Below are 25451 nucleotides of genomic sequence, written 5' to 3'. Positions count from 1 at the left end.
AATTGGAGTAATTAAAAATTAGAGGGGAGTTATTACAATGAAAAAAGTTTACTGTGACAATTGCAAAGAAAAAGTAAACTATTCTATAAGGAGGGAGATAATAAAAGAATATAAGGGTTATGAGGTTAATGTAACTGAAAAAATTGGGGTGTGTGATGCTTGTGAAAATGACTTATACGTTCCAGAACTTGAAGCTGAAAACTTTAAAAACCTTTATGAAAAATACAGGGAACTTGCTAATATAATAAGTTCTGAAGAAATTATTGAATTTAGGGATAAATATAATATATCCCAAAGAGAGCTTACATCTATATTGAATTGGGGAAAAATGACTATTAACAGATATGAAAGAGGGGCTATTCCAGGTCAAAGCCATAATGATTTGTTAAAGTTAATGATTTCTAATGAGAATATATTTAAAGAAAAGGTTGAAGAAGCTTTCCAATGTGAAAGAATAACAGAAAAAACATATGAAAAAATTCAAAATGGCCTTAAGGATTCTTTTAAAGATAATTTTAAAATTTTTACAATTAATTCTTTAACGCACAAGGAAGATGAATATAATGGATTTCGAAGATTTGATATTGAAAGGTTGATAAATCTTATAAGCTATATTGCAGATAATGTTGAGCTATATAAAACTAGCTTAAATAAGTATTTGTGGTTTGTTGATTTTTTAAATTTCAAAGAAAATATACGATCAATAACTGGTTTAAGGTATATGAAATATACTTATGGGCCTGTTATTGAAGAATTTAAATATGAAGAGATACTAAACTATTTTGACGATAAATTTTATAAAGAAGAATCTGAAGATGGCAGAAGTACAACAACTAGAATAATAAGTAAAAAAAACTATGATTTATCAATTTTTAAAGATAAAGAAATTGAGATAATAAATAGTGTGATAGATAAATTAAAAGAAAAGAGTACTACTGAAATTTCACGTTTATCACATGAAGAGGATGGATGGATTAAGAATAATAATAGGGATCTTATTTCCTATGATTATGCTGAGAGTTTAAATATGATTTTTAACTAAAAAATTAAGTATAAATTAATTGATAGCACTATGGTGGAAATCCATGGTGCTATTTTTATATGTTTTAAAGTGAATTCCTAAGGACATGATTAAATGCTATAGAGATTTCTTAGGCCTATCTTTACATAATTCACATTCAGAATCTCCGCAAGTATTTTCTGTCCAATAATTACAATAGGCACAAAAATAAGCATCGTACTTCTCGTAATAAATTAAAAGGTTATTACATTTTAATTGAGGAAAACTTTTTTTATATGAAGATGGACTATAATAGATGAAAAATATTATACAGAAAAGGTTACTCGAGATGCTAGACATTTAATCGGTAATGCCTAATTCTTTTATCTTTCTGTATATAGTGGCACGGCTAACTCCTAAATATTTTGCTGCTTCTAATTTTCCTTTTTCTGACATACCAAATTTATTAAGAGTATTTTTTATATGTTTACTTTCGATTTCTTTTAGTGTATTCGCTTGTTCAGTATTAATAGAGCTTTTAATATGAAAAGGTAAATCTTTTGTACCTATATAGCTATGCTTGCATAGCGTAACTGAGTATTCAATAGCATTTTGTAATTCTCTAATATTTCCATTCCAAGAATGATTTTTAAAAATTGATTCCACTTCAGGTGTTATGCCTAAAATTCTCTTATTAAATCTTTCATTGTATTTTTTAATAAAATGATTACTTAATACTATTACATCTTCTCCTCTCTCTCTTAGGGGAGGAATATTAAAGGGAATCACATTTAACCTGTGATATAAGTCTTCTCTAAGCTTTCCTTCGATAACTAAGTCTTTAAGATTTTTATTTGTAGCTGCAATAATTCTGACATCAATATTTATGCTTTTTGTTCCGCCGAGAGGTTCTATTGTTCTTTGTTCTAGAACTCTTAATAATTTTTGTTGTAAATAAAGTGGCATATTTTCTAATTCATCAAGGAATAGAGTGCCATTATTTGCTAATTGAAATTTTCCTTTTTTACCATTGCTATTTGCACCTGTAAATGCACCTCTTTCATAACCAAACAATTCACTTTCTATTAAATTTTCTGGGATTGATCCACAATCAATTATTATTAAGGGTTTAGATTTTCGGGAGCTATTTAAATGAATTGCTTGTGCAAAGAGTTCTTTACCCGTTCCTGTTTCTCCTATTAAAAGCATTGTTGATTCATATCTTGAAACATCTTTCATAGTATTTTTGAAATTATTAAAATTAGAATCACAGCTAATTATATCATCGAAGGTTATAGCTTTATTATTTTGCTCTATTTGGGCTGCTATTTTAAATATATCTTTTTTATCATCGATTATTAATACAATTGATTCAATATCATCATCAACAACAATTAACTTAGTTTTATATACGAATCTTAGATGTTTGTTGTTGTATTCGTAATCCAAATCATCCAAATCATCCATATCTTTTCTATCTTTAATTGAATCAATATCAAAATTATTAAAAAAGTTATGGATTGGTTTATTAATAAAATCTGTCTTTTTAATACCTAACTTATGAAGGATATAAGTGTTTACATTCTTTATAATAGAAGAATTATCTACTGTAATTATTCCTTTGTTTATATTGTCCATAATAAGTTGATTGAATTTTAAAGAAGATTTCAATTCAGATACTATTCTGTTTTCTCTTACTTTAGAACTTATTAAAGTTGCCATTGAGTTAACAAAATCCAACATACCTTTATTATTTTTATCAATTAATAAAGCTTGAGTGTTTGTATGAGCTAAAATTCCAATGGCACCGAGGGTAGAATTTTCAACGATAATTGCAGAATATACAGCTGCTTTTGTATCACAACAACCATATAGATCGCATTGTGAGCATCTTGTATCTATTCCAGGAGAAGTTACAACTGCTGTATTTGTACCTTCAAATATATATCTATTTACAATACCTTTTTTTCGAAAATATTCACCAATTTTGCCTTTTGAAATTCCAGTTCCAGCAATTCTTAACAAGTTAATATCGACAATCTCAACATTTAGATTTAAAGCTAGTGATGTTGCTTGAGCAATTTCTTGTACAAAATCTTGTATTTGCAATAATTCTCCCATTTTAATTTCCTCCTTATACTATCTTATGCAGTCTCATCATGAGACTATATGTATCAATTTAAGATATTTATAAATATATAAATAAAGTATTAAAACCAACATTTTAAGTTAATACAAACTATATTAAAATTAGTAATCAGATTTTAATATATCAATCTGAGATTTTAGATTAATCGGAATAGTCATTTATTTATTGATAGTATACCATTGAAGTTAGTGTATATCAACAATTATCAGATTTATAAACTTAAACAATAAAATTGGCATGTAAGTTGCATCTATATTATTATAAGAAATTATTAAAAGGAGGAGTGCCCATGATAATAGGAGTGCCAAAAGAGATAAAAACAAGGGAAAATAGGGTAGCTCTCACACCTGATGGCGTAAACTCTTTAGTAAAGTCTGGTCATAGTGTGTTAATAGAAAAAGATGCAGGGTTAGGTGCTGGTTTTAGTGATAAGGAATACGAAGAATCTGGAGCTAAGGTCATAGAGCAAGCAAAAAACGTATGGGAAAAATCTGAAATGATTTTAAAAGTAAAAGAACCTTTAGCAAATGAGTATAAATATTTTAGGAAAGGTTTAATCTTATTTACTTATTTGCATTTAGCCAGCAATTTAGAGCTTACTAAAGCTTTAAAGGATTCTAAAATGATTGCCATTGGATATGAAACTGTTCAACTTACTAATAGATTTTTACCTCTTTTAACACCAATGAGTGAAATTGCAGGAAGAATGGCAGTACAACAGGGAAGTATATATTTAGAAAAAACAAATGGAGGTAAGGGGATTTTAATAGATGGAGTCCCTGGAGTCGCTCCTGCACACATAGTAATAGTAGGTGGAGGAATTGTAGGAACTGGTGCAATTAGAAGGGCTGTAGGTCTAGGAGCTAGAGTAACTGTTCTTGATATCTCTATAGAGAGACTTACTTATCTAAATGAAATATTTATGGGGAAAGTTGAAACCTTGTATTCCAATGAATACAATTTAACTAAAGCTGTGAAGTCAGCTGATTTAGTTATAGGTGCAGTTTTAATTCCTGGTGCTAAAGCTCCTAAACTTATTAAAGAAGAAATGATAAAACAGATGGAACCGGGAAGTGTTGTTGTAGATGTGGCAATTGATCAAGGAGGATGTGTGGAAACTATAGAAAAAGCTACTACTCATGCTGAGCCTACATTTGTAAAACATGGAGTTATACACTATGCAGTAGGTAATATTCCAGGAGCTGTCCCAAAGACTTCCACTTTAGCACTTACAAATGTGACTCTACCCTATGTAATGAAAATTGCTAATATGGGATGGAAAGAAGCCTTTAAAGCAGACTATTCTCTGGGGAAAGGGGCAAATGTAATAGATGGAAATGTTACATATCCTGCAATTGCACAGGTGTATGGTATGGAATATGTAGAATTAAAAGATATTTTAGTATAGATAGTTGGAAATAATAATTTCTATTATTTAAGGTTATAGACGAATTAACACTATATACCTAAAATAGGTATAATCTAGATATTTCAATATAAATGAAGGTAGTAAATATACGAATTGTAGAGTTCTAAAGCAAGTTATTAAAATTATATTAGTAAAGGAGGATAGATGGAAATTACTATGCACAAAAAAATAATTTAGAGGTGAAAATATGACCGTTTATAATTTCTTTTTAGATTTTGCATTAGCATCTATGTTGATACTAATCGGACAAATTTTAAGAGCTAAGGTTACAATTTTCCAAAGGTTTTTCATGCCAGCGAGTATGATTGCTGGGTTTTTAGGATTAATACTAGGACCTAATGTACTAAATATTTTACCATTTTCAGATTCAATAGGATCCTATGCCGGAGTATTAATTATTTTGATTTTTACGATTGTTGGGATAAATGGATTTGAATTTGGCAATAAAGATTCATCAAAAGAAGAAATAAATAGATTATTAGGATTCCAACTATACAGATTTATTGCTTTTTTCATTCAATTTATAATACCAATAACTTTAACATTATTGATATTCACAAAAGTATTTCCAGTTTTAAATGATGGATTTGGCATTCTCTTAGTTTCTGGATTTTATGGAGGACATGGAACTGCAACTGCGGTAGGGGGAACTCTTGCTAATTTAGGTTGGTCTGATGCTCCAGATTTAGCTATGACTTTTGCAACTATGGGTATACTTATAGGAGTTTTTGGTGGATTAGCTTTAATAAAGATAGGAACAAAAAGAGGAGATAGTGGATATATAAAAGATTTCAAATATATTACAGGGGATATTAAAACAGGTCTAGTAAAAAAAGAAAATAGGAAATCAGTAGGCAAAGAAACAATTTCACCAGTATCATTAGATACATTATGTTTTCACTTATCAATTATCTTGGCTATTTCTGGGATCAGTTACATGCTAAATATGTGGATTGCTGAAAACTTCATATCTGGAATTCCTGACTTTACTATAGCCTATATATTAGCTTTAATCTTCTTTTTAGCTTTGAAAAAGACACCAGTTTACAATTATATAGATACAGGTATAAGCGGGAAAATATCTGGAACTTCAACTGATTATTTAGTATTCTTTGGTATATCATCAATCAAATTAGCAGTAGTGGCGAAATATGCTTTACCTTTAATTCTGATGGGCATAGTTGGAATAGCGATAGTAGTATTAATTGTATATCCACTAGGAAAAATATTTAATAAAGATAGTTGGTTTGAAAGAGCTATGTTTATATTTGGTTATTCTACAGGAGTATTTGCTATAGGTTTTGTATTGCTTAGAATAGTTGATCCAGAAAATAAATCAAAGACAATTGAAGATACTGCAATGACACCTCTTACAAGTTTTGTAGAAATTATAATGTGGTCAGTGGTTCCAGCAATGTTAATGAATGGTCAAGGGTGGATAATAGTTGGAGTATTAAGTATATTTATAATAGCAAGCTTTATTATAGGTAAATTAACTGGAAGTTGGTGGCTAGGTATTGATAATAGTCAAAGAAAAACATTAGGTGTAACAACAAAGCAAAATAATGAGTTTGTTTAATTTAATAAGTATATTTTTAATATAGATAAAATGTATAAAAACAACTTATATTTTTACAAGTAGGATAGTACTAAAAATATATTTATAGTAGTAAGTGTATATTTTACAATAAGTCAATAAATATATAAATAGGGAGGAGATAATTTTTATGTAATTTTGAATATTGAATAAAACGGAAAGGTACGAAAAATTAAAATAAAATTATTAGGGGGATTTAATTATGAAAATACCAAAAGTAGACTTTTTATATTTAAATGAAGAGGATATGATAGAAGCTGGCGTACTTAATATGCATGAATGTATTAAAGAAATGGAAAACGTATTCAAATTGTTAAGTGCAGGAGATTATATTATGGGAGGAAGTAATGATAATTCACATGGTATGTTAATAGATTTTCCTGACGATCCAGTACATTCTGGAATGCCTAAAAATGGCCCAGATAGAAGATTTATGGCTATGCCAGCTTATCTTGGAGGAGAATATAGAGTTTGTGGATGTAAATGGTACGGTTCAAATATCGAAAACATTTCAAAGGAACTTCCTAGATCAATATTAATGATGACTTTAAATGATGTAGATACAGGGGCACCTTTAGCATTTCAATCGGCAAACTTATTAAGTGCATGGAGAACAGGTGCTATACCAGGAGTAGGTGCTAAATATTTGGCTAACCCAGGTTCAAAAGTTTTTGGGATAGTAGGTGCTGGAGCAATTGGAACTTCAAGTGCTGAAGCGATAATAGATGCAGTTCCAACTTTAGAAACAGTTAAAATTTACGATGTTTATACACCAACAGCAAAAATTTTAAAAGAGAGACTAGATGAGGAATACTCAAATTTAGAAGTTGTTATTGTTGATACTATTGAGAAGGCTATAAAGAATAGTGATGTAGTAAATCTTGCTACATCTGGAGACGCTAATCCAAAAATAGAAGAAAAATGGATAAGTCCTGGCACGTTGTTTACTGTTTCTGCAACTGCAGATTTTGATCCAGATTTTGCAGTGAATAATATGAAATTTATTGTAGATAATTGGAAGATGTACGAATCTGTATTAGATGAAGAAGAATATCCGTATTATAATCCAACCATGGGGGTTATTGGAAGACAATTATTGGATTGGATTCATGAGGAAAGAATGACAGCAGAGGTAATTGAAAATATTGGAGATGTAATTACTGGAAAGATAAAAGGAAGAGAAGCAAAAGGTGATATAATCCTATATGGGCTAGGAGGTCAACCGGTATATGATGTAGCATGGGGATATAGGATTTATCAAAATGCTTTGGAAAAAGGTATTGGTACTAAATTAAATCTTTGGGAAAGAGCATATCAAGCAAGATAAAACTTTTAAAAATTGAATTAGAGCATCAGTAAATTATTGACGAAATTTATAGGATAAAGCAACGGTTAAATATTTAAGTTACTAGAAATAGAGTTTTATCCCAATTAAGAATATTATTTGTAGATGGATTAATAAAAAAGTTTTCCTCAATTGAGGAAAACTTTTTTTCGTTAAATCTCTCTTATATCCACATTAAATGTCTTTTCGCCAACTCTAAAACTCATCTTCCTTATACCTCTAAATTCAAATCTATTATCCTTTATAAAGGTCTTTATATCTGATATGTCTTCTTCGTATTGCTTATAAATTTCCTGTGCTTTTTCTATGGAGATTTTTTCAAATTTAATCTTTTCTCCGGGTTTCATCTGAGCTAGCTTATTTAAATCTGGTGTTATAACAGTTCCTATTTTAGTATATCCTCCTGTAGTTTGTCTATCTGCCATCATTATTATTGGAGATCCATGTCCGGGAACTTGTATAGATCCAAAGACAATACCGTCAGAGATTATATCTGCACCATCAATATGTTCTATTTTAGGGCCATCCAATCTATATCCCATCCTATCTGCTTCAGAAGTTATATTGTATTTTGAGTTTAAGAATGTATCAATGGATTCTTGGGGAAAATAATCATCTTGAGGACCTAAAACTACCCTTATGGTATTTTCAGATTTGTATTCAGGGTTAAATTTCATAGGTAAATAGCTTCCAGAGTCTGGAATTATCTTGTTTTCTAGAGGGATTTTATCCCCTTTAGCTAACTTTCTTCCTTCAAATCCTCCTATTTTTCCTTTAAGAAATGTGGACTTACTGTTCATTACCTTAGGCACATCTATCCCTGTAGAAAAGGCGATATAGGTTCTAATCCCTGAGGTAGCATTAGAAAAACTTAATTTATCATCGGCCCTTACAAGAAGACTAGTCCACATAGGAACAGGCTCATCATTTATCTTAGGTTTCATATCTGCCCCAGTTATACTTATAACTTCATCACATAGAAATTTTATTTCAGGGCTTGTTAAAGTGGCTTCCAAAACTGCTTCATTTTCATCATTGCCTACTAATAGATTTGCTATTCTAGTTGAAAAATGGTCCATAGAACCTCCCACACTCATACCATATCTTTGATATCCCCATCTTCCGATATCTTGTATAGTTGTAAGAAGGCCAGGATTTAAAATTTTAAACTTCCTCACGGATTTCACCTCCTTGTATGATATTTATTTCATATTCATTTTTTTCTATTTTATCCAGTATATCTAAATATTCATTTTCATCTATAGGAACAAATCTCACATAATCACCTGCATTTAACAAAACGGGGGGATCCTCTAAAGGAGTATATAGTTTTACAGGAGTTCTTCCTATAAGCTGCCAACCGCCAGGACTATCTATAGGATAAATTCCAGTTTGCTTTCCTGCAATACCAGTAGAGCCTGCGGGTATTTTAGTTCTAGGTGTTTGTAGTCTAGGGGTTTCTATTTTTTCGCTCATTCCACCAAGATAACTAAATCCTGGAGTAAAACCCAGCATATATACTAGATAATCTCTAGAAGTATGAATATCTATAACTTCTTGCTCTGTTAAATTATTATGTTCTGCTACAAAACTTATATCAGGGCCATATTCTCCACCATAAACTGTAGGAATTTCTACTATTCTTATTTGAGATTTATTTGAATCTTTTAATGAAGTTTCTATTGTCTTTAATTTACCTACAAGATTGTTGAATTCTATTATTAAGGGATTATATAGAACTAAGATAGATCTGTAGGTAGGTATGATTTCGTTGATACCTAATATTTTTTCTTGATCTAAAGCTTGGACCATACTTCTAATCTTTGCATTTATTTCTGGAGTAATAGAGTTTCCAAACTCTATTACAAGGGATTTATCTCCAGCTATAATATATTTTGTCTTATCATACATAATTTATCACCATCTTTTCTTTAATTAAATAGAGCACTAAGTCCTGATAGGGAGCTTATTCCTAGATAAAGAGTAATTAATACTACTACAATCCCTAAGATTAATAGCCATTTAGGATGTTTATAGTTTCCTACAATTTTTTTATTTGTAGATGCAAGAAGCATAGTGCCCAATGTCAATGGAAGTATTATACCGTTTAGAGACCTTGCTATTACTAGAAGTGCAACTGGTCTACCAATTGTAACAAATAAGATTGCAGAAATTGCGATAAAGCCTATAATCCATTTATTTTCATTTCTATCAATGGTCTTAGCTAAAGTAGTTAAAAATGAAACTGATGTATAAGCTGCTCCAACTATTGAAGAAATTGCAGCCGCCCAAATTACAATACCGAAAAATTTATATCCAATAGTACCTGCACCTAATTGGAAGGCAGATGCTGGAGGGTTTGCTTCGTCTAATACTAATCCCTTTGAAACTACTCCCAAGATTGCTAAAAATAATAGAATTCTTATAATTGTTGCAACACCCATACCTGTAAGTGCAGACTTTTGTATTTGATCTAAATTTTCTTCTCCAGAAATTCCTGCATCTAGTAATCTATGTCCACCAGAGAATGTTATATAACCTCCTACAGTTCCCCCTACTAATGTAATAATTGCTAAGATTGGGAAAGTTTCTGGTATGAATGTTCTTTTTATAGCTTCCCCTACTGGAGGAGATGTAGAAAATGCTACATATCCTATTAGGACAATCATAGAACCACCCAATACTTTAGTCAAAGTATCCATCGCTTTACCAGCTTCTTTAGATAAAAAGATTCCTATAGCTAAAATTGCTGATATAGCTCCACCAATCCTTAAATCTAAGTTAAACAATACATTTAACCCTAAAGCAGCGCCGCCTATATTTCCTATATTAAAGGCCAATCCTCCAAGAGCTACTGCAAAGGCTAGGAAATATCCTAATCCAGGTAAAATTTTATTAGCTATGTCTTGACCTCTCATACGAGATACGCCTATAACTCTCCATACATTTAATTGAGCGATTAAAGACATGATAACTGAAGTTAAAATTACAAAACCGAAAGTTGCACCTAATTCTGATGTGAAGGTTGCAGTCTGAGTCAAAAATCCAGGTCCTACTGCTGAAGTAGCCATTAAAAACGCAGCACCTAGAACTACAGATAAATTTTTATTTTTATTTTGATCCAAATTTTTCACCTCTTAGATAAATTTATTTAGACTTTTTACTTCAATTCCCTCTGCGATCAAACTTTCTTTAATATTTTTAACAAAATCAACTGCTTCTGGATTGTCACCATGAACGCAGATAGAGTCTGCTTTTATTTCGATTTCCTTCCCAGTTATAGCAGTTACTTTTCCTTCTAAGACCATTTTTTTAATTCTGTCGATAGCTAAGTCCTTATCATGAATAACAGCTCCAGGCAATTTTCTACTAACAAGGGTACCGTCCTCATTGTAAGCTCTGTCAGCAAATACTTCTTGAGCTACTTTGATTCCCATTTCTTGTGCCTTTTTAACAATAAGACTTCCGCTAAGTGCCATCAATATAATATTTTTATCCACTTCACTTAAGGCTTTTAAAATTTCAATTGAAAGTTTTTCATCATTGTTAGCAGTGTTATAAAAAGCTCCATGAAGTTTCATATGTTGAATACTTCTTCCATTTGCCTCTGCAAAGGCTTTTAGAGCACCTAATTGATACAACATATAAGCTCGAGCTTCTTTAGGACTAATATCCATTTTTCTACGTCCAAATCCCATTAAATCAGGATATCCTGGATGCGCCCCTATTTCTGCCTTGTTTTTTATTGCTTCTTTAACAGTCTTTTCCATTATAAGAGGATCACCAGCATGAAAACCACAGGCTATATTTACACTTGTCACATGTTTTATTACCTCTTCATCAAGACCTAAGACATAGAATCCAAAACTTTCGCCAATGTCAGAATTTAAATCTACTATACCTTTCATTTAAAACACCTCCTAAAATTTAAAAAACAATACTTACACTAAGTGTATTCTACATGGAATGAGAAAATCCTTCTTTTTTTCTAAATAATTAGATTCTTTAGAAAAAACTCATTAATCGGAAAATAACATTTAAAAAATCTCTTAAATGTACTATAATAGGAGCTAAATAGAATACTATTAAAAGTGAGGTGAGATAATGGGAGATTATATAACAATAGGTGAAAGTGTTTTTATTTCATTGATAAGTATGTTTGTAGTGTTTTTGATTTTAATATTGATTTCTGTATTAATCTATGGATTAGGATTTATAAAGAAAGAGGAAATAATTCAAGCGAAGGAATTGTCAAATTTTGTATCTAACAAGGAAGAAATAGATGATGTTCCAGAAGAAATTGTTGCTGTAATTTCCGCTACACTTTTATGTTTAATGGATACGGAAAAAAATAATATTAATATCTCAAGTATAAAAAAGATTTCTTAAGCTTATAAAATTCAATTAAGTAAATTGGGGGAAAAGAAGATGAGAAGATTTATTATAAATGTGAATGGTAATTCTTATGAGGTGGAAGTTGATGAAGTTCAACCAGGGCAAAAAGACAAAAATATAGACTATCAAAAACCTGTAGAAACTGTGAGAGAAAGGACTGTAGAAAATAAACAAGTAGCAGCTAGAGAAACAGTAGAAGCTCCTATGCCAGGTAGTATATTTAAGATAAGTGTTTCTAAAGGAGATATGGTAAAGGCTGGGGATGTACTTATGATACTTGAAGCTATGAAAATGGAAAATGAAATATTAGCCCCTAAAGATGGAAAAGTTGCAGATATCTTAGTATCTGAAGGTTTGGCAGTAGATACTGGTCATAAGCTTATAACTATACAGTAAGTTATTAAGAAAGGAATGAAATAGGATGATTATAGATATACTATCAGATTTTTGGGGGAATACAGGATTTAAAACTATTGAGTTAACTCAAATAATAATGCTTTTCGTATCTTTTATACTTTTATATTTAGGAATAGCAAAAAAATTTGAACCTTTATTACTTATACCCATTGCCTTTGGTATATTACTTGCGAATCTCCCTGGCTCAGATCTAATGAAAGAACCTGTAGTTGAAATAATAAGAGATCCTAATACAAAGGAGCTTATATCTCAGACAAAAGAATATGGTGGACTATTATATTACTTGTATCAAGGTGTGAAATTAGGAATATATCCTCCTTTGATATTTATGGGGGTAGGTGCTATGACAGACTTTGGACCACTTATAGCCAATCCTAAAAGTGTACTTCTAGGAGCAGCAGCACAATTTGGTATATTTGCAACTTTTATTGGTGCAATATTGTTAAATGATAGTGGTATAGTAGCATTTACAGCTAAAGAAGCTGCAAGTATAGGGATAATTGGAGGTGCTGATGGTCCTACAGCTCTATATATAACTTCAAAATTGGCACCTCAATTATTAGGGCCTATAGCAGTAGCTGCTTATTCATATATGGCTCTAGTACCGATAATTCAGCCACCTATAATGAGAGCTCTAACTACAAAGGAAGAAAGAAATATAACTATGAAGCAATTAAGAGTAGTTTCAAAAAGAGAAAAAGTCATATTTCCAATAATGGTAACAGTTGTAGTTTCCCTACTTCTTTCTTCAGCTACAACTTTAGTTGGTATGTTAATGCTTGGGAATTTATTTAGGGAATCACTAGTAGTAGATAGATTATCAAAGACTGCGCAAAATGAACTGGTAAATATCGTTACTATATTCTTGGGAGTAACAGTAGGTGCTACAGCAAATGCAGAAACTTTTTTAACCACTAAGACTATAAGTATAATTGTATTAGGGTTAATTGCATTCTCAATAGGAACAGCTTCTGGTGTGCTTTTAGGAAAGTTAATGTCAAAATTATCAGGAGGAAAGATAAATCCATTGATAGGGGCAGCAGGAGTATCTGCAGTACCTATGGCAGCAAGAGTAGTACAAAAGGTAGGTCAAGAGGAAAACCCAAGAAACTTTTTACTTATGCATGCAATGGGACCAAATGTGGCTGGAGTAATAGGTTCTGCAATAGCAGCAGGTATGCTACTTCACTTCTTTGGATAAATTAAAAATTAAAATTAGATAATATAAGGGGGATGGGTAAATTGAATTTAGCAAATATGAACCCGAAAGAGGTAAGAGAACTTATAAGAAAAGGAGAAATAAGTAAACCTACATCTGGAATGTGTAAGGGACATATTCAAGCTAATCTAGCCATAGTTCCTAAAGACTTAGCTTTTGATTTCTTATTGTTTGCTCAAAGAAATCCTAAGCCCTGCCCAGTTTTAGATGTAACAGATATAGGCAATCCAGAGCCAAAGCTAATGGCAAAGGGAGCTGATTTAAGATATGATATACCCAAGTATAGAATCTACAAAAAAGGAGAATTAGTAGATGAAGTAGATAATATTGAAGATTATTGGAGAGATGATTTAGTAGGATTTTTACTTGGATGTAGCTTCTCATTTGAATCAGCAATGTTAAATGCTTCAATTCCCATAAGACATATAGAGGACAATCATAATGTACCTATGTATATCACAAATATTGAAACTGAACCTGCTGGAGAGTTTCATGGGAAGATGGTAGTAAGTATGAGACCTATCCCATATCAATTAATCACAAGAGCAGTTCAAGCTACATCAAGATTTCCACAAGTTCACGGAGCGCCTGTTCATATAGGAGATCCTGCACAAATTGGGATAGAGGATATAAATAAGCCTGACTTTGGAGATCCTTCAGAAATAAAAGAAGGAGAAGTACCAGTATTTTGGGCATGTGGAGTTACACCTCAATCAATAGCAATGACAAGTAAACCAGAACTTATGATAACTCACTCACCAGGACATATGTTTATATGCGACCCAAAAGATGAAGATTTAGCAGTGCTATAAATTTTAAATAAGAAGCTATTTTAAAATAAATAGCCAAAAAAGCAGGTCAAGAGCGTGATGTGAACCCTTTAATACGGACTTTCGGATAATATTTAATTATGCGGCTTGTTGCCTATACTCAATAGGTGACAGGCCGTTTAATTTCTTCTTTATTCTTTTGTTATTATACCAGTTAATATATTCTGTAATCTTTTTCTCTAACTTCTTAATGGATGTAAATTTTTCTCCATAGTACATTTCTTGCTTCAATATCCCAAAGAAATTTTCCATTGGAGAGTTATCTATACAATTTCCTCTTCTAGACATACTTTGTTCAATATTTCTCTTTTTTAATCTTTTCACCCATTGAGCATGCTGATAATGAAAGCCTTGGTCAGAGTGAATTGTTAATTGATGCTTCTTAGGAAGCTTTTTAAGAGCATTATCTAAGGCATCCGTTGTAAATTTTACTGTAGGAGCTGTAGATAGATTAAATGAAATTATTTCGTTGTTAAAAAGATCCATAATAGGTGATAGATACAGTTTTTGATTACTGCCTTGGATTTTGAATTCAGTTACATCTGTAACCCATACTTTATTAGGAACTGTTACTTGGAATTGCCTATTTAATTTATTCTCTGCTATCTTTCCAACTTCACCTTTAAAAGAACTATAACCTCTAGATCTTCTGGAAAATTTTATGCACTTCATATCATTCTCTTTCATGATTCTATATACTCTTTTATGGTTTATCTTTAAGTCCTTTTGTTTTAGAGCAATGGTAATTCTTCTGTATCCATAAGTTTCATTTGATTCTTCAAATATATTTCTAATAATATTTATCAATTTTAACTCTTCTTTGTTAACTGTTTCTAGTTTTTCTACCCATTCATAGAATGAACTTTTGGGCAAGTTAGCTATCTTAAGCCAGATTCTCAATTTGATTGAAGGGAATTTCTGCCTTAATTCCATTATTACTTTCGTTTTTTCCTTGTTTTTTGCTCTCTTTTTTGGACTAAGGCTTTTAGCTTTTTTTCGTATGCTAAGCTCGCTCTCAGAAATTCATTTTCTTCTCTTAATTTAATTAATTCTTCTTTATCGCTTTTGGTGAGATTTAAAGCATCTTTTTTCTTCTTGTTTTCAGACATAGTACTAGGCCTCCCAATCGACTTATTAAGCCCTTCGAAGCCTTCATCTAAGTATTGCCTTTGCCAATTAGCAATCGTACCCTGATTGCTAATACCAAAGTGATTAGCAGCTTCTCTGTAAGAGCAATTATGGTATTGCCTATATTGTAATACACGTAGCTTAAATTCTCCAGAGTAAAAAGTTTTTGTAGATTTTATTTTTAGTCCTTCTTCTCCGTAGCTTTCATAATTTTTAACCCAATCCCTAACTCGACTAAAATTTGTTATAGCGTATTTTTTTGCTATAGATTCATAACCACCTGTTTCTCCACTTAAATAATCTTTCACTACTTCTAACTTAAACTTAAATGAATATTTAGACATGATAAAACCCCCTAAATCCGTGTCCGGATTTGGGGGGTAACATCAGCGTAGCTTTAAGGCCTGCTTTTTTGTATAATTGATTTATAATATTATATATTTTTGAGTCATTTTGTAGTATTACATAGGTTATAAACTTAACCTCTTGGGGGTGTATAAAATAGCTAGTTTATTTGATGAAGAGGAAGTGGAAATAAGTAACTTGTCAATAATAGTATACAATGTTTTTTTAATTATGCTTAGTGCTTTAAATAATAGTGATAAAGTAAAAAATATTCCTTATGCATATATATCTTTTAGGATTATACAAATAATTTTCAGTATCTATATAACATTAAAAGGCATAACCCTGATAATAGGCACATTTAAAGAACCAAAAAAAAGAACACTAATAGAGATATGAACAGCACCCTGTCAAGTAGACAGTGGAAATAATAAAAACAATCTTAAGCAGCCAAGGCTCGATATTCTATCGGGCTGAGGCTGTTTAGTCTTTTTTGCAGTCTCCTATGATTATAAAAACAAATATATTTATCTATATCATTTTTTAGTTCTTCATATGATTTGTATTTATTTAAATAATATTTTTCACATTTCAAAGTTCCCCAAAATGCTTCCATAGGTCCATTATCAATGCATCTCCCTACCCTTGACATGCTTTGGGTCATTCCTGTTGATTCCAACCTTTTCTTAAATCCATAAGATGTATATTGATAACCTCTGTCGCTATGAATTATAGGATTGGCACCTGGATTAGATTTTATAGCCAAATCTAATGTTTCAAATACTAATTGATTATCATTTCTATGTCCTACTACATAAGCCACTATGCTGTTATCATATAGATCTAATATTGCACTTAAATATGCTTTCTTACCATATCCATATTTAAGTTCTGTTACATCTGTAACCCATTTCTCATTTGGTATTGATGCGGAAAATTCTCGATTCAAGATGTTTTCTGCAACAAATAGTGGTGTTGATTTTACATACCTTTTCTTTTTTTTACGAATTACAGATTTTAGTCCAATCACCCTCATCAAGCGATATATTCGCTTATGATTGTAGTTCATATTCAATCTGCGATTAAGATGCATGGTAATTCTTCTATAGCCATAGATCCCATTTACTTCTTCATAAAGACTTATCATTTCTTTTATCAGCATTTCATTTTCTTTTTCTAACTCCGTTTTATCTCTATTAAGCCACTTATAATATGAAGAACGAGCAATATTTGCAACTTTACATAGTAATGATATAGAGTATTTGTTTTCTTTATTAAGCTTTTTTATTACAAGATATTTATTTTCTTGTCTAATACTGCTTAATACCGCCTCCCTTCTAGTTCCTGCAGCTTTTTTAAGAATGCATTCTCCGCCCTTAATCTTTCATTTTCCTTTTCTATTCTTTTCATAGCAAGTTTAATTTTTTCTTCCGATGTAAGCTCTGATTCTACTTTGTTTCTTCCTCTTTTATCTACAAGAGCATCTTCTCCGTATTCTTCAAATTTTCTAACCCATCCATAAACTTGCTGATAGGAAACATCAAATGTTTCAGCAGTTAGCTGATAGCTTTTATTGTTACCAATGCAATATTTTACAATTTCAATTCTTTCTTCTAATGTGGTAGATCTTCCTTTAGTCATAGATTGGCTCATTCCTTTTCCAGTATCTTTTAATTCCCTATGACTATTATACCTCTTAATCCACTTTCTAAGAACACTCTTATCTGATATTTCATATTTATCAGCGATATTACCTAATGAATACTCTCCTGAAAGATAATCTAAAACGGCTGATTCCTTTAATTCCTTTGAATATTTCTTCCATGTTTTTGATTTTTCTAATCCTTGAAATCCATACTTTTCATAGCATTTCTTCCAATGGTAAAAAGTAGATTCATTAATCCTATAAAATCTACACAAGCCTGCAATTGAAATATATGAATTCTCGTATTCCATTAATATATTAAATTTTTCTTCTGCTGTATATTTTATTTTTGACATGAAAATACTCCCCTTTCAGTATCAGATTTTTGTTTTTAAATCTGTCTACCTTAAGGGGAGCATATCAATAATCAAGATTGTATTTTTTGTTTTTCTAATGATTCTAATGTTATTTGTCACCATTGAAAATATAATTCATACAGCATCATATATTAATAAAGTTTTTTAGGGGTAGATTTTTTTAACTAGAGATACAATAGAAAATGAGCTAGTGAATATTAGTATTATATAGCGAAGTAAATAAAAGCGAGGTGTTCTATGAAAAATAAACTAAGAAATGATAGAAATGTCAAAATATTTTTAGGACTTATTTTAACATGGCGGTGTTTATCAAGATTTTCAATGGAGGGAATTCAAGGATTAAGCGCAATTACTTTTTTTAGTGGAATTGTAGGAATCTTAGCTTTTTTAACTGCTTATAAGACTCATAAAAAAAATATTGAGAATGATAAAAATTGATTTAGTGAACATCATTTATATTATGTGCAATATGTAGCAACTCTTTTAAAATAAACTATTGAAATGACAGGAAAGCATTCTGTCGTTTTTTAGTTGTATAATATTTTAGATAGACTATAATATATACAACTGACGAAATGAATCGAGGTGAAACAATTGAAATTCCTAGAAATTATATCTCCACTGTGGGATACATTAAAGGGGATTTTACCTTTAACTTTAATACTTATGATTTTTCAGGTATTAATATTAAAAAAACCCATAGAGGATATAAAAAAGTTTACCACTGGATTTGTACTTGCAACATTGGGACTACATTTATTTTTAATGGGAACCAATATGAGCTTGATACCTTTAGGCAGTTCTGTAGGTAAAAGCCTACATGTATTAGATAGTAAATGGGCTATTATTCTTTTAGGATTTGTACTTGGTTACTTTGCTACTCTTGTAGAGCCTGCCCTTAGAACTTTGGCGCTAGAAGTAGAAGAATTATCAGTAGGGGCAATAAATCATAAAGTTTTATTACATGGAGTAGCTGCAGGATTTGGAATGGGAATGAGTATAGGATTATATAAGATCATCTCAAGTACACCTTATATAAAAATTATAATTCCATTACTTGTAATAGTTGTAGTTTTAATATTTTTCACACCAGAACCTTATATCTCTATAGCTATGGACTCAGCTAGTGCTACTACAGGGCCTGTAAATATTCCCTTAAATATGGCTCTTGCTGTAGGACTTGCAAGTATAATAGAAGGGGTTGACCCACTTTTATCAGGATTTGGGATAATAGGTCTCACCTCTGTGGGAGCGATGGTATCTGTACTCATACTAGGGATATTGACTAAACTATAAATTAGTGGAAAATATCTATTGAAATATTGTTATAAAGGGTGATTATGTGTTTGATATTAAGTGTATTGTTGCAATAGTAGAGAGAGGCAAGGCAGATAAAATTGTAGATGCTGGAAAAAAATCTGGTGCTACTGGTGCAACTATATTTTATGGAAGAGGGACAGGAGAATCAGAAGTAAAGAAATTTTTGAAGGTAAATATTGAAGCCTCAAAGGAAATAATACTGATTCTAAGCGAAAAAGAAAAATTAAAAGATATAATGAAGGCCATGATAATTGCTGGGGATTTAAAAAAACCGGGTACAGGTATTATATTTACTATACCTATCGACAATCTTATAGGTTTACATCATAGACTAGAATTCGAAGATATATCATAGTAGCTTTTGATGGTGCAATAAATCTATAAATGTGGTATTATATATAGTATCATAATGGAGGTTTTATTTGTGGGACGCGGAAGCAAGATATTTGGAGAGGAAAAGATTAGTAAATTATTGTTCCGATTTTCCATTCCAATAATAATTTCAATTTTAATTTCGGAACTTTATAATATGGTAGATACATTTTTTATAGGGAGAAATGTAGGTAAAGCTGGAATAGGTGCTCTTGTATTAGTATTTCCAATACAAAGGATTATAATTGCAATAAGTATGATGATAGCCATAGGAACTTCTACTTCATTTTCTAGGTCAAATGGAGAAAAGACCTTTGATAAGTCAGAGAAGATAATAAAGACTGGATTTTCTTTAGTCTTTTTGATTATGACAATTATTACTACTTGTATATTTTTATTTAGAGAAAAAATACTTTTAGCTTTAGGAGCAAGTAGTGATATATTACCTTTTGCTAAAGAGTATTTAAGTATAATCATATTTGGAAGTTTATTTTTGAGCTCCACCATATTTATTTCAAATGTAATGATATCTCTTGGAAATAATAAAATAGCCATTAAAAGTAATAGTATAGGGGCTATTTTAAATATCATATTAGATTATATATTGGTTGTAAATTTAAACATGGGAGTAACTGGAGCAGGTATAGCCACAGTAAGCTCTCAAATTGCAGGATTTTTATTTGCATACTATAATTATTCAAAGATAAAAAAACAGCAAAATATAGCATCAGGATTTTATCTAGATAGAAAGATAATTATATCAATAATATTGATAGGTCTTTCTGCATTTGTAGTAGAGGCAGAGGACGGAATCGTAATGGCGGTTTTCAACAATCTATTATTAGATAGTGTTGGAGATAGTGGAATAGTAGTACTAGGTGTTATAAGTAAAATATATATGTTTTTATTTATAACTATGTTTGGAATAGCATCTGCTATGCAACCTATAGCTGCATATAATATAGGAGCGAAGAACTTTAAAAGATTAAAATCTATAATGCAAAAAACTATTTTGTTTGCAAGTTTGACAACAGGAGTTATGTGGGGGATTGCAATGATTTTTCCTTCTACATTTATTTCCCTATTTATAGATGATGCAGTTATTATAAGAGAATCAGTGCATGCTTTTAGAATTATGATTTCTCTATTTCCCTTTATAAGCATATATTATGTAAGTATATTTTATTTTCAGGCCATGGGCAGAGGGAAAATATCTCTGGGGATTGCCGTATTTAGACAATTAGTAATTATGCTACCTCTATCTATTGTATTAGTAAAATGGTTTAATTTAGGTGCTACTGGAGTTTGGCTATCTTATCCAATAAGTGACTTTTTAGCATCTGTAGGTTCATTTATTTTGATTAGAAATGAAAGTTTAAAACTCAATTTAAAGATAAAAAAGCAAAGCAAGAAGACAAATTTGAAAAAAGAATTTGTCTTAGATTAAAATAATAAATTAGGGTATAAAAATAAGTAAGGTAACTTACTTATTTTTATTTTGAGGTGAAAACATGGTAAATATTCTTTTAGTGGAAGATGATAGAACTTTAGCCGATGGTATAGAATATACTTTAAAATCAGAAGGGTACATAGTAGATATAAAAAACAGTTTTATTGAAGGAAAAGATTCTATATATAAAAACAAATATGATTTAATAATACTAGATGTAGGACTTCCTGATGGGTCCGGATTTGAATTATGTGAATATATAAGAAAATTTCAGACTACACCTGTAATATTTTTAACAGCTCAAGATGAAGAAGTAAATATAGTAAGGGGTCTTGATATAGGGGCAGATGACTATATAACTAAGCCCTTTAGGATAAGAGAGCTATTATCTAGGATAAAGGCAATACTTAGAAGATTAGTAGAAAATCCAGTAGATAATACTCTTATATCTAAGGATATAAGAGTAAATTTGCTGGACTCTAAGGTCTATTTAAAAGATGAACTTATCCAACTCACACCTTCAGAGTATAAATTGCTTTTAATTCTTTTAAATAATTGGGATAAGGTTTTATCTAGAAGGTGTATCTTAGAGAACCTATGGGATATAGAAGGGAATTTTGTAGATGATAATTCTTTATCTGTATATATAAGAAGGCTTAGAGAGAAAATTGAAGATGATTCATCTAACCCAGAGTATATTAAAACCATAAGAGGTGTAGGATACAGATGGGACGTAAGTGTTAGAGGTGAGTGATGTTTAGAAATAAAGAGTTTAAATCTATAATTATAAAGCTTATAATTATGCAATCTATATTTGCTATAATGATATTTTTATTTGTAAATTTTACTATTAAAGATATTACAAAAGATGTGATAAAGAGAGATATTTCTTTAGTTGGGAATATATTAAAGGATAATCCAGAATTAGAAAAAGATATAGTACCCTATATAACTAAAGAAATAGAAGAAGAAAATTTTAAAATTGGGGAAAATACTTTGAAAGATTATGGCTATAATATTTCTTTGAAGGATAAAAATCATCCTATTTTAAAACATAATAAAAATATGCCTATGTATATATCGTTTTCTATAATATTATTTCTATTACCTTTGTTATTTTTAATAACAATTGAGTATAAAAAAATTTATAAGAGGATAAGAAAAATATCATTTATGTCGGAAAAAATAGTAGAGGGGAATTTTTCTGAGAGACTTTCTGAACAAGATGAAGGAGATTTTCATATATTAAATCATCAATTCAATCAAATGGCCAATAGATTAGAAAATAGTATAGAGGGTTTAAGTAAAGAAAAAATCTTTTTAAAAGATACAATGGCAGATATATCTCATCAACTTAAAACACCTCTTTCCTCATTAATAATGATAAATGATATCCTATTACATGACAATTCTATGGATGATGTAGTAAAAAAAGATTTTTTAGAAAAGATGGAAAGTCAGATAAATAGAATGGAATGGCTGATTATAAATTTACTTAAAGTAGCTAGAATAGAAGCAGGAGCCATAGACTTTAAAAGAGAAAAAGTATATTTTAAGGAAATTTTGGATATAATAAATAAAAGTTTAGAAATCAAATTAAAAGATCAAAAAATAAATAGTCTTGGAGAAAAAGATGGGTACTTTTATGGAGATAAGAACTGGACATCAGAGGCAATCATAAATATAGTCAAAAATGCCATAGAACATGGAGGAGACAAAATAGATATAATTTTTTCACAAACTCCCCTATTTAGTAGAATTGAAGTCAAAGACAATGGAGAAGGTATAGATAAAAAACATTTGAAAAATATATTTAAAAGATTTTACAAGGTAAGTAGTGAAGTAAAGCCAGAGAGTATAGGGATAGGATTAAATCTATCTAAACTCATAATAGAATCTCAAAATGGAAATATATCTGTGAAGAGTAAAAAAGGCGAATACACAAAGTTTATAATTACATTTTTAAATAAAACTACTTGACAAAATAAAACAAGTAGTATATGATTTTCTCAAGCAAAAAATAAATAAAGACTAGGAACAGACGAGTAGATTAAAATGGTAGTCAAAGCGAACTGGTGATAGTGAGAGTCCAGTACGGATTTTTAATTGAAAAACTTCTGGGAGTCTCTAGCTGAAAGCATATGCAAGTAAGTGTAGACGTAGCTGCCACGTTATGACAGTAGATATCGGCTTTTAGCCTGTATTGAAATATGAGTGGATTATTTTAAATAATCAAACTGGGTGGTACCGCGAATATAGACCTTTCGTCCCTTTAGAGGATGAGAGGTTTTTTTAATTGGAAAAATAAATAGGAGGGATAATATGAGCACAGCTTTAAAGAGAAGCCATTATTGCGGAGAGATAAAAGAAGAGGATAAAGGCAAAGAGATAACTGCAACAGGTTGGGTTCAAAGAACTAGAGATATGGGTGGAATCATATTTTTAGACCTTAGAGATAAAAAAGGAATTCTACAGGTAGTATTTGATGCCAAAGATTTAGATTCTACAACATTTAATCTAGTGGAATCTCTACGAAATGAAGATGTAATAGCTGTAAATGGAAAAATAGAAGAAAGAGATGAAGAGACATACAATCCTAAAATTCCAACTGGAACTGTAGAATTAAGGGGAAAAGTTTTAAAGATATTATCCAGATCTAAAACCGTTCCATTTCCTATAGAAGATAAGATAAATGTAAGAGAAGACTTAAGATTAAAACATAGATATTTAGATATAAGAAGGCCAGAAATATATAATAATTTAAAATTAAGACACAATACTGTAAAAACTATTAGAAGATATTTGGAGGATAAGGATTTTCTAGAAGTAGAAACCCCTATACTTACAAAAAGTACTCCAGAAGGAGCAAGAGACTACTTAGTTCCTAGTCGTGTGCATCCAGGTGATTTTTATGCTCTTCCTCAATCACCTCAGATATTTAAGCAACTTCTTATGGTATCTGGAGTAGATAAATACTATCAAATAGCAAAGTGTTTTAGAGATGAAGATCTTAGAGCTGATAGGCAACCAGAGTTTACCCAAGTAGATATGGAGCTTTCCTTTGTAGATCAAGAGGATGTACTATCTTATTTGGAAGATATGTTTAAGCATGTATTTAAAGAAGTAATGGATATAGATTTTAAAGAAGATTTTAAAAGATTGACATATAAACAGGCCATGGCATTTTATGGAAGTGATAAGCCAGATCTAAGATTTGGAATGGAGATTGTAGATTTAAGTGATATTGCAAGAAATTGTGACTTTAAAGTATTTAGAGGAGCTATGGATAGTGGTGGAGCAGTTAGAGCCATAAATATTAAAGGTGGAAATAGCTTTACTAGAACTGAAATAGAAGATTTAACTCAAAAGGCAATTTCCTATGGAGCAAAGGGAATGGCTTGGATAGGAATAGAGCCAAGTGGAGAATTAAGATCAGTAATTACTAAGTTTTTAAAAGATGAAGAAGTAGAAGAAATAATAGAAAAGGTAAATGGACAGCCTGGAGATTTAATTATATTTAGTGCAGATAAAGAAGAAATAGTATGTAAGACTCTTGGAAATTTAAGACTTGATATAGGAGATAAATTAGGACTTAGGAAAAAAGATGAATTCAAGTTTTTAATAGTAACGGATTTCCCTCTTTTAGAGTGGTCAGAAGAGGAAAATAGATATATTGCTATGCACCATCCATTTACTATGGCAGCAGATGAGGATTTAGAATTACTTGAATCTGATCCTTCAAAAGTTAGGGCAAAGTCTTATGATATAGTCCTAAATGGTACAGAACTGGGAAGTGGAAGTATTCGTATTCATAGAAGTGATATACAACAAAAGATGTTTGAACTCTTAGGATTTAGTGATGAAGAGATAAGAAATAGATTTGGGTTTATAATAGATGCTTTTTCATACGGGACACCTCCTCATGGTGGATTTGCCTTTGGTCTAGATAGACTAGTAATGATGATGGCGGGAGCTAGTAGTATAAGAGATGTAATAGCATTTCCAAAGACTAAAGAAGCCTATTGTCCCCTTAGTGAAGCTCCAAGTACTGTTGCAAGTTCTCAACTAGAAGAATTAGAGATTTGTTTAAATGGAGAAATTGAAGAAAGGGCTAAAGATATGGAAAGTAAAAGAGAAAATCAAATTGACTTAGACATAGAAAAACTAGCTGATCTATCCCAAATATATTTAGAAGAAGATAAAGAAAAAATTGAAGAAGATTTAAAAGAGTTGATTCAATTTACTTCAATTATAAAAGAAGCTGATGTAAAGAAATATTCTCCAACTATAAATACCTTTGAGCATGAAAATATATTTAGAGAAGATAAAGTGGAAAATGAGTTTACAGCTTTAGAACTAGTATCAAGTGCAAAGACTAGAGAAGATACATTTATATTAGTTCCAATGATAATGGAATAAAAGGAGGGTGTACC

Annotated in this window: 23 protein-coding genes and 1 other annotated feature; of the genes, 15 read left to right on the top strand and 8 right to left on the bottom strand. The window is 30.6% G+C overall.

Annotated elements, in window-relative coordinates:
• The first annotated feature begins 37 nt into the window (after nucleotides 1–37).
• Entirely contained in the window at nucleotides 38–1042 is a 1005-nt protein-coding gene (locus AC4PG3_RS12595; RefSeq protein WP_492196974.1) for a type II TA system antitoxin MqsA family protein, read from the top strand.
• 318 nt (nucleotides 1043–1360) lie between these two features.
• Here AC4PG3_RS12595 and AC4PG3_RS12590 read toward each other — a convergent pair whose 3' ends face one another.
• The gene (locus AC4PG3_RS12590) at nucleotides 1361–3121 is read right to left on the bottom strand and encodes a sigma-54 interaction domain-containing protein (RefSeq protein ID WP_492196973.1); all 1761 of its coding nucleotides are present in this window, start codon (nucleotides 3119–3121) and stop codon (nucleotides 1361–1363) included.
• 317 nt (nucleotides 3122–3438) lie between these two features.
• Between AC4PG3_RS12590 and ald the strand changes: the two genes are divergently transcribed.
• The 3 genes from ald (at nucleotide 3439) to AC4PG3_RS12575 (ending at nucleotide 7502) form a co-directional block, all read left to right on the top strand.
• On the top strand, nucleotides 3439–4557 hold the full coding sequence (ald, locus tag AC4PG3_RS12585) for an alanine dehydrogenase (RefSeq protein ID WP_492196972.1): 1119 nt from the start codon (nucleotides 3439–3441) through the stop codon (nucleotides 4555–4557).
• A 208-nt stretch (nucleotides 4558–4765) separates the two neighbouring features.
• Nucleotides 4766–6157, top strand: coding sequence for a sodium/glutamate symporter (locus tag AC4PG3_RS12580; protein ID WP_492196971.1), 1392 nt, complete (start codon nucleotides 4766–4768; stop codon nucleotides 6155–6157).
• A 220-nt stretch (nucleotides 6158–6377) separates the two neighbouring features.
• Nucleotides 6378–7502 carry a tyramine oxidase subunit B gene (locus AC4PG3_RS12575; protein WP_492196970.1) on the top strand — a complete coding sequence of 375 codons (1125 nt, stop codon included), beginning with the start codon at nucleotides 6378–6380 and terminating at the stop codon, nucleotides 7500–7502.
• A gap of 170 nt (nucleotides 7503–7672) precedes the next feature.
• On the opposite strand, the gene AC4PG3_RS12570 is transcribed toward AC4PG3_RS12575, so the two are convergent.
• From AC4PG3_RS12570 to AC4PG3_RS12555, 4 genes are read right to left on the bottom strand one after another with little or no spacing between them, the layout of a single operon-like run.
• Complete coding sequence (locus tag AC4PG3_RS12570; RefSeq protein WP_492196969.1) at nucleotides 7673–8698, bottom strand: 5-oxoprolinase subunit C family protein; 1026 nt, start codon at nucleotides 8696–8698, stop codon at nucleotides 7673–7675.
• Nucleotides 8685–9431, bottom strand: a complete 747-nt coding sequence (gene pxpB, locus AC4PG3_RS12565; RefSeq protein ID WP_492196968.1) for a 5-oxoprolinase subunit PxpB — start codon at nucleotides 9429–9431, stop codon at nucleotides 8685–8687. Before pxpB ends, AC4PG3_RS12570 begins: the two co-directional genes overlap by 14 nt.
• Before the next feature lie 20 nt (nucleotides 9432–9451).
• On the bottom strand, nucleotides 9452–10654 hold the full coding sequence (locus tag AC4PG3_RS12560; protein ID WP_492196967.1) for an NRAMP family divalent metal transporter: 1203 nt from the start codon (nucleotides 10652–10654) through the stop codon (nucleotides 9452–9454).
• Between the two features lie 3 nt (nucleotides 10655–10657).
• Nucleotides 10658–11428 (bottom strand): LamB/YcsF family protein, encoded by a 771-nt coding sequence (locus AC4PG3_RS12555; RefSeq protein WP_492196966.1) that lies wholly within the window; start codon nucleotides 11426–11428, stop codon nucleotides 10658–10660.
• A 196-nt stretch (nucleotides 11429–11624) separates the two neighbouring features.
• Between AC4PG3_RS12555 and AC4PG3_RS12550 the strand changes: the two genes are divergently transcribed.
• From AC4PG3_RS12550 to AC4PG3_RS12535, 4 genes are read left to right on the top strand one after another with little or no spacing between them, the layout of a single operon-like run.
• On the top strand, nucleotides 11625–11909 hold the full coding sequence (locus tag AC4PG3_RS12550; RefSeq protein WP_492196965.1) for an OadG family transporter subunit: 285 nt from the start codon (nucleotides 11625–11627) through the stop codon (nucleotides 11907–11909).
• A 39-nt stretch (nucleotides 11910–11948) separates the two neighbouring features.
• Nucleotides 11949–12311: a biotin/lipoyl-containing protein gene (locus AC4PG3_RS12545; protein ID WP_492196964.1), complete on the top strand. Its 363-nt coding sequence runs from the start codon at nucleotides 11949–11951 to the stop codon at nucleotides 12309–12311.
• A gap of 25 nt (nucleotides 12312–12336) precedes the next feature.
• Nucleotides 12337–13533, top strand: coding sequence for a sodium ion-translocating decarboxylase subunit beta (locus AC4PG3_RS12540; RefSeq protein ID WP_492196963.1), 1197 nt, complete (start codon nucleotides 12337–12339; stop codon nucleotides 13531–13533).
• Between the two features lie 41 nt (nucleotides 13534–13574).
• Entirely contained in the window at nucleotides 13575–14363 is a 789-nt protein-coding gene (locus AC4PG3_RS12535) for a putative hydro-lyase (RefSeq protein WP_492196962.1), read from the top strand.
• A gap of 96 nt (nucleotides 14364–14459) precedes the next feature.
• Here AC4PG3_RS12535 and AC4PG3_RS12530 read toward each other — a convergent pair whose 3' ends face one another.
• From AC4PG3_RS12530 to AC4PG3_RS12520, 3 genes are all read right to left on the bottom strand, one after another.
• The gene (locus tag AC4PG3_RS12530) at nucleotides 14460–15383 is read right to left on the bottom strand and encodes an IS3 family transposase (protein ID WP_492198205.1); all 924 of its coding nucleotides are present in this window, start codon (nucleotides 15381–15383) and stop codon (nucleotides 14460–14462) included.
• Nucleotides 15317–15853: a helix-turn-helix domain-containing protein gene (locus AC4PG3_RS12525; protein WP_492196023.1), complete on the bottom strand. Its 537-nt coding sequence runs from the start codon at nucleotides 15851–15853 to the stop codon at nucleotides 15317–15319. Before AC4PG3_RS12525 ends, AC4PG3_RS12530 begins: the two co-directional genes overlap by 67 nt.
• Before the next feature lie 443 nt (nucleotides 15854–16296).
• A protein-coding gene (locus tag AC4PG3_RS12520; protein WP_492195962.1) for an IS3 family transposase occupies nucleotides 16297–17855 on the bottom strand; the annotation gives its coding sequence in 2 pieces (ribosomal slippage) (nucleotides 16297–17201 and nucleotides 17201–17855; 1560 coding nt in all).
• A gap of 258 nt (nucleotides 17856–18113) precedes the next feature.
• Here AC4PG3_RS12520 and AC4PG3_RS12515 point away from each other — a divergent pair.
• The 7 genes from AC4PG3_RS12515 to aspS all read left to right on the top strand — a co-directional run bounded on the left by AC4PG3_RS12515 (nucleotide 18114) and on the right by aspS (nucleotide 25437).
• Nucleotides 18114–18314, top strand: coding sequence for a hypothetical protein (locus tag AC4PG3_RS12515; RefSeq protein ID WP_492196961.1), 201 nt, complete (start codon nucleotides 18114–18116; stop codon nucleotides 18312–18314).
• A 156-nt stretch (nucleotides 18315–18470) separates the two neighbouring features.
• Nucleotides 18471–19172, top strand: coding sequence for a DUF1538 domain-containing protein (locus tag AC4PG3_RS12510; RefSeq protein WP_492196960.1), 702 nt, complete (start codon nucleotides 18471–18473; stop codon nucleotides 19170–19172).
• Nucleotides 19173–19218: 46 nt separating this feature from the next.
• Nucleotides 19219–19551: a P-II family nitrogen regulator gene (locus tag AC4PG3_RS12505; RefSeq protein WP_492196959.1), complete on the top strand. Its 333-nt coding sequence runs from the start codon at nucleotides 19219–19221 to the stop codon at nucleotides 19549–19551.
• 69 nt (nucleotides 19552–19620) lie between these two features.
• Nucleotides 19621–21015: an MATE family efflux transporter gene (locus AC4PG3_RS12500; RefSeq protein ID WP_492196958.1), complete on the top strand. Its 1395-nt coding sequence runs from the start codon at nucleotides 19621–19623 to the stop codon at nucleotides 21013–21015.
• A gap of 64 nt (nucleotides 21016–21079) precedes the next feature.
• Nucleotides 21080–21772 (top strand): response regulator transcription factor, encoded by a 693-nt coding sequence (locus AC4PG3_RS12495; RefSeq protein WP_492196957.1) that lies wholly within the window; start codon nucleotides 21080–21082, stop codon nucleotides 21770–21772.
• Nucleotides 21772–22998: a HAMP domain-containing sensor histidine kinase gene (locus tag AC4PG3_RS12490; protein WP_492196956.1), complete on the top strand. Its 1227-nt coding sequence runs from the start codon at nucleotides 21772–21774 to the stop codon at nucleotides 22996–22998. Before AC4PG3_RS12495 ends, AC4PG3_RS12490 begins: the two co-directional genes overlap by 1 nt.
• Before the next feature lie 44 nt (nucleotides 22999–23042).
• Nucleotides 23043–23293, top strand: a binding site (T-box leader).
• Between the two features lie 47 nt (nucleotides 23294–23340).
• Nucleotides 23341–25437: an aspartate--tRNA ligase gene (gene aspS, locus AC4PG3_RS12485; RefSeq protein WP_492196955.1), complete on the top strand. Its 2097-nt coding sequence runs from the start codon at nucleotides 23341–23343 to the stop codon at nucleotides 25435–25437.
• Nucleotides 25438–25451 lie beyond the last annotated feature (14 nt).

The sequence above is a fragment of the Tissierella sp. QWL-11 genome (genome assembly GCF_058683765.1).
This window is presented reverse-complemented; position numbering and strand designations above follow the sequence as displayed.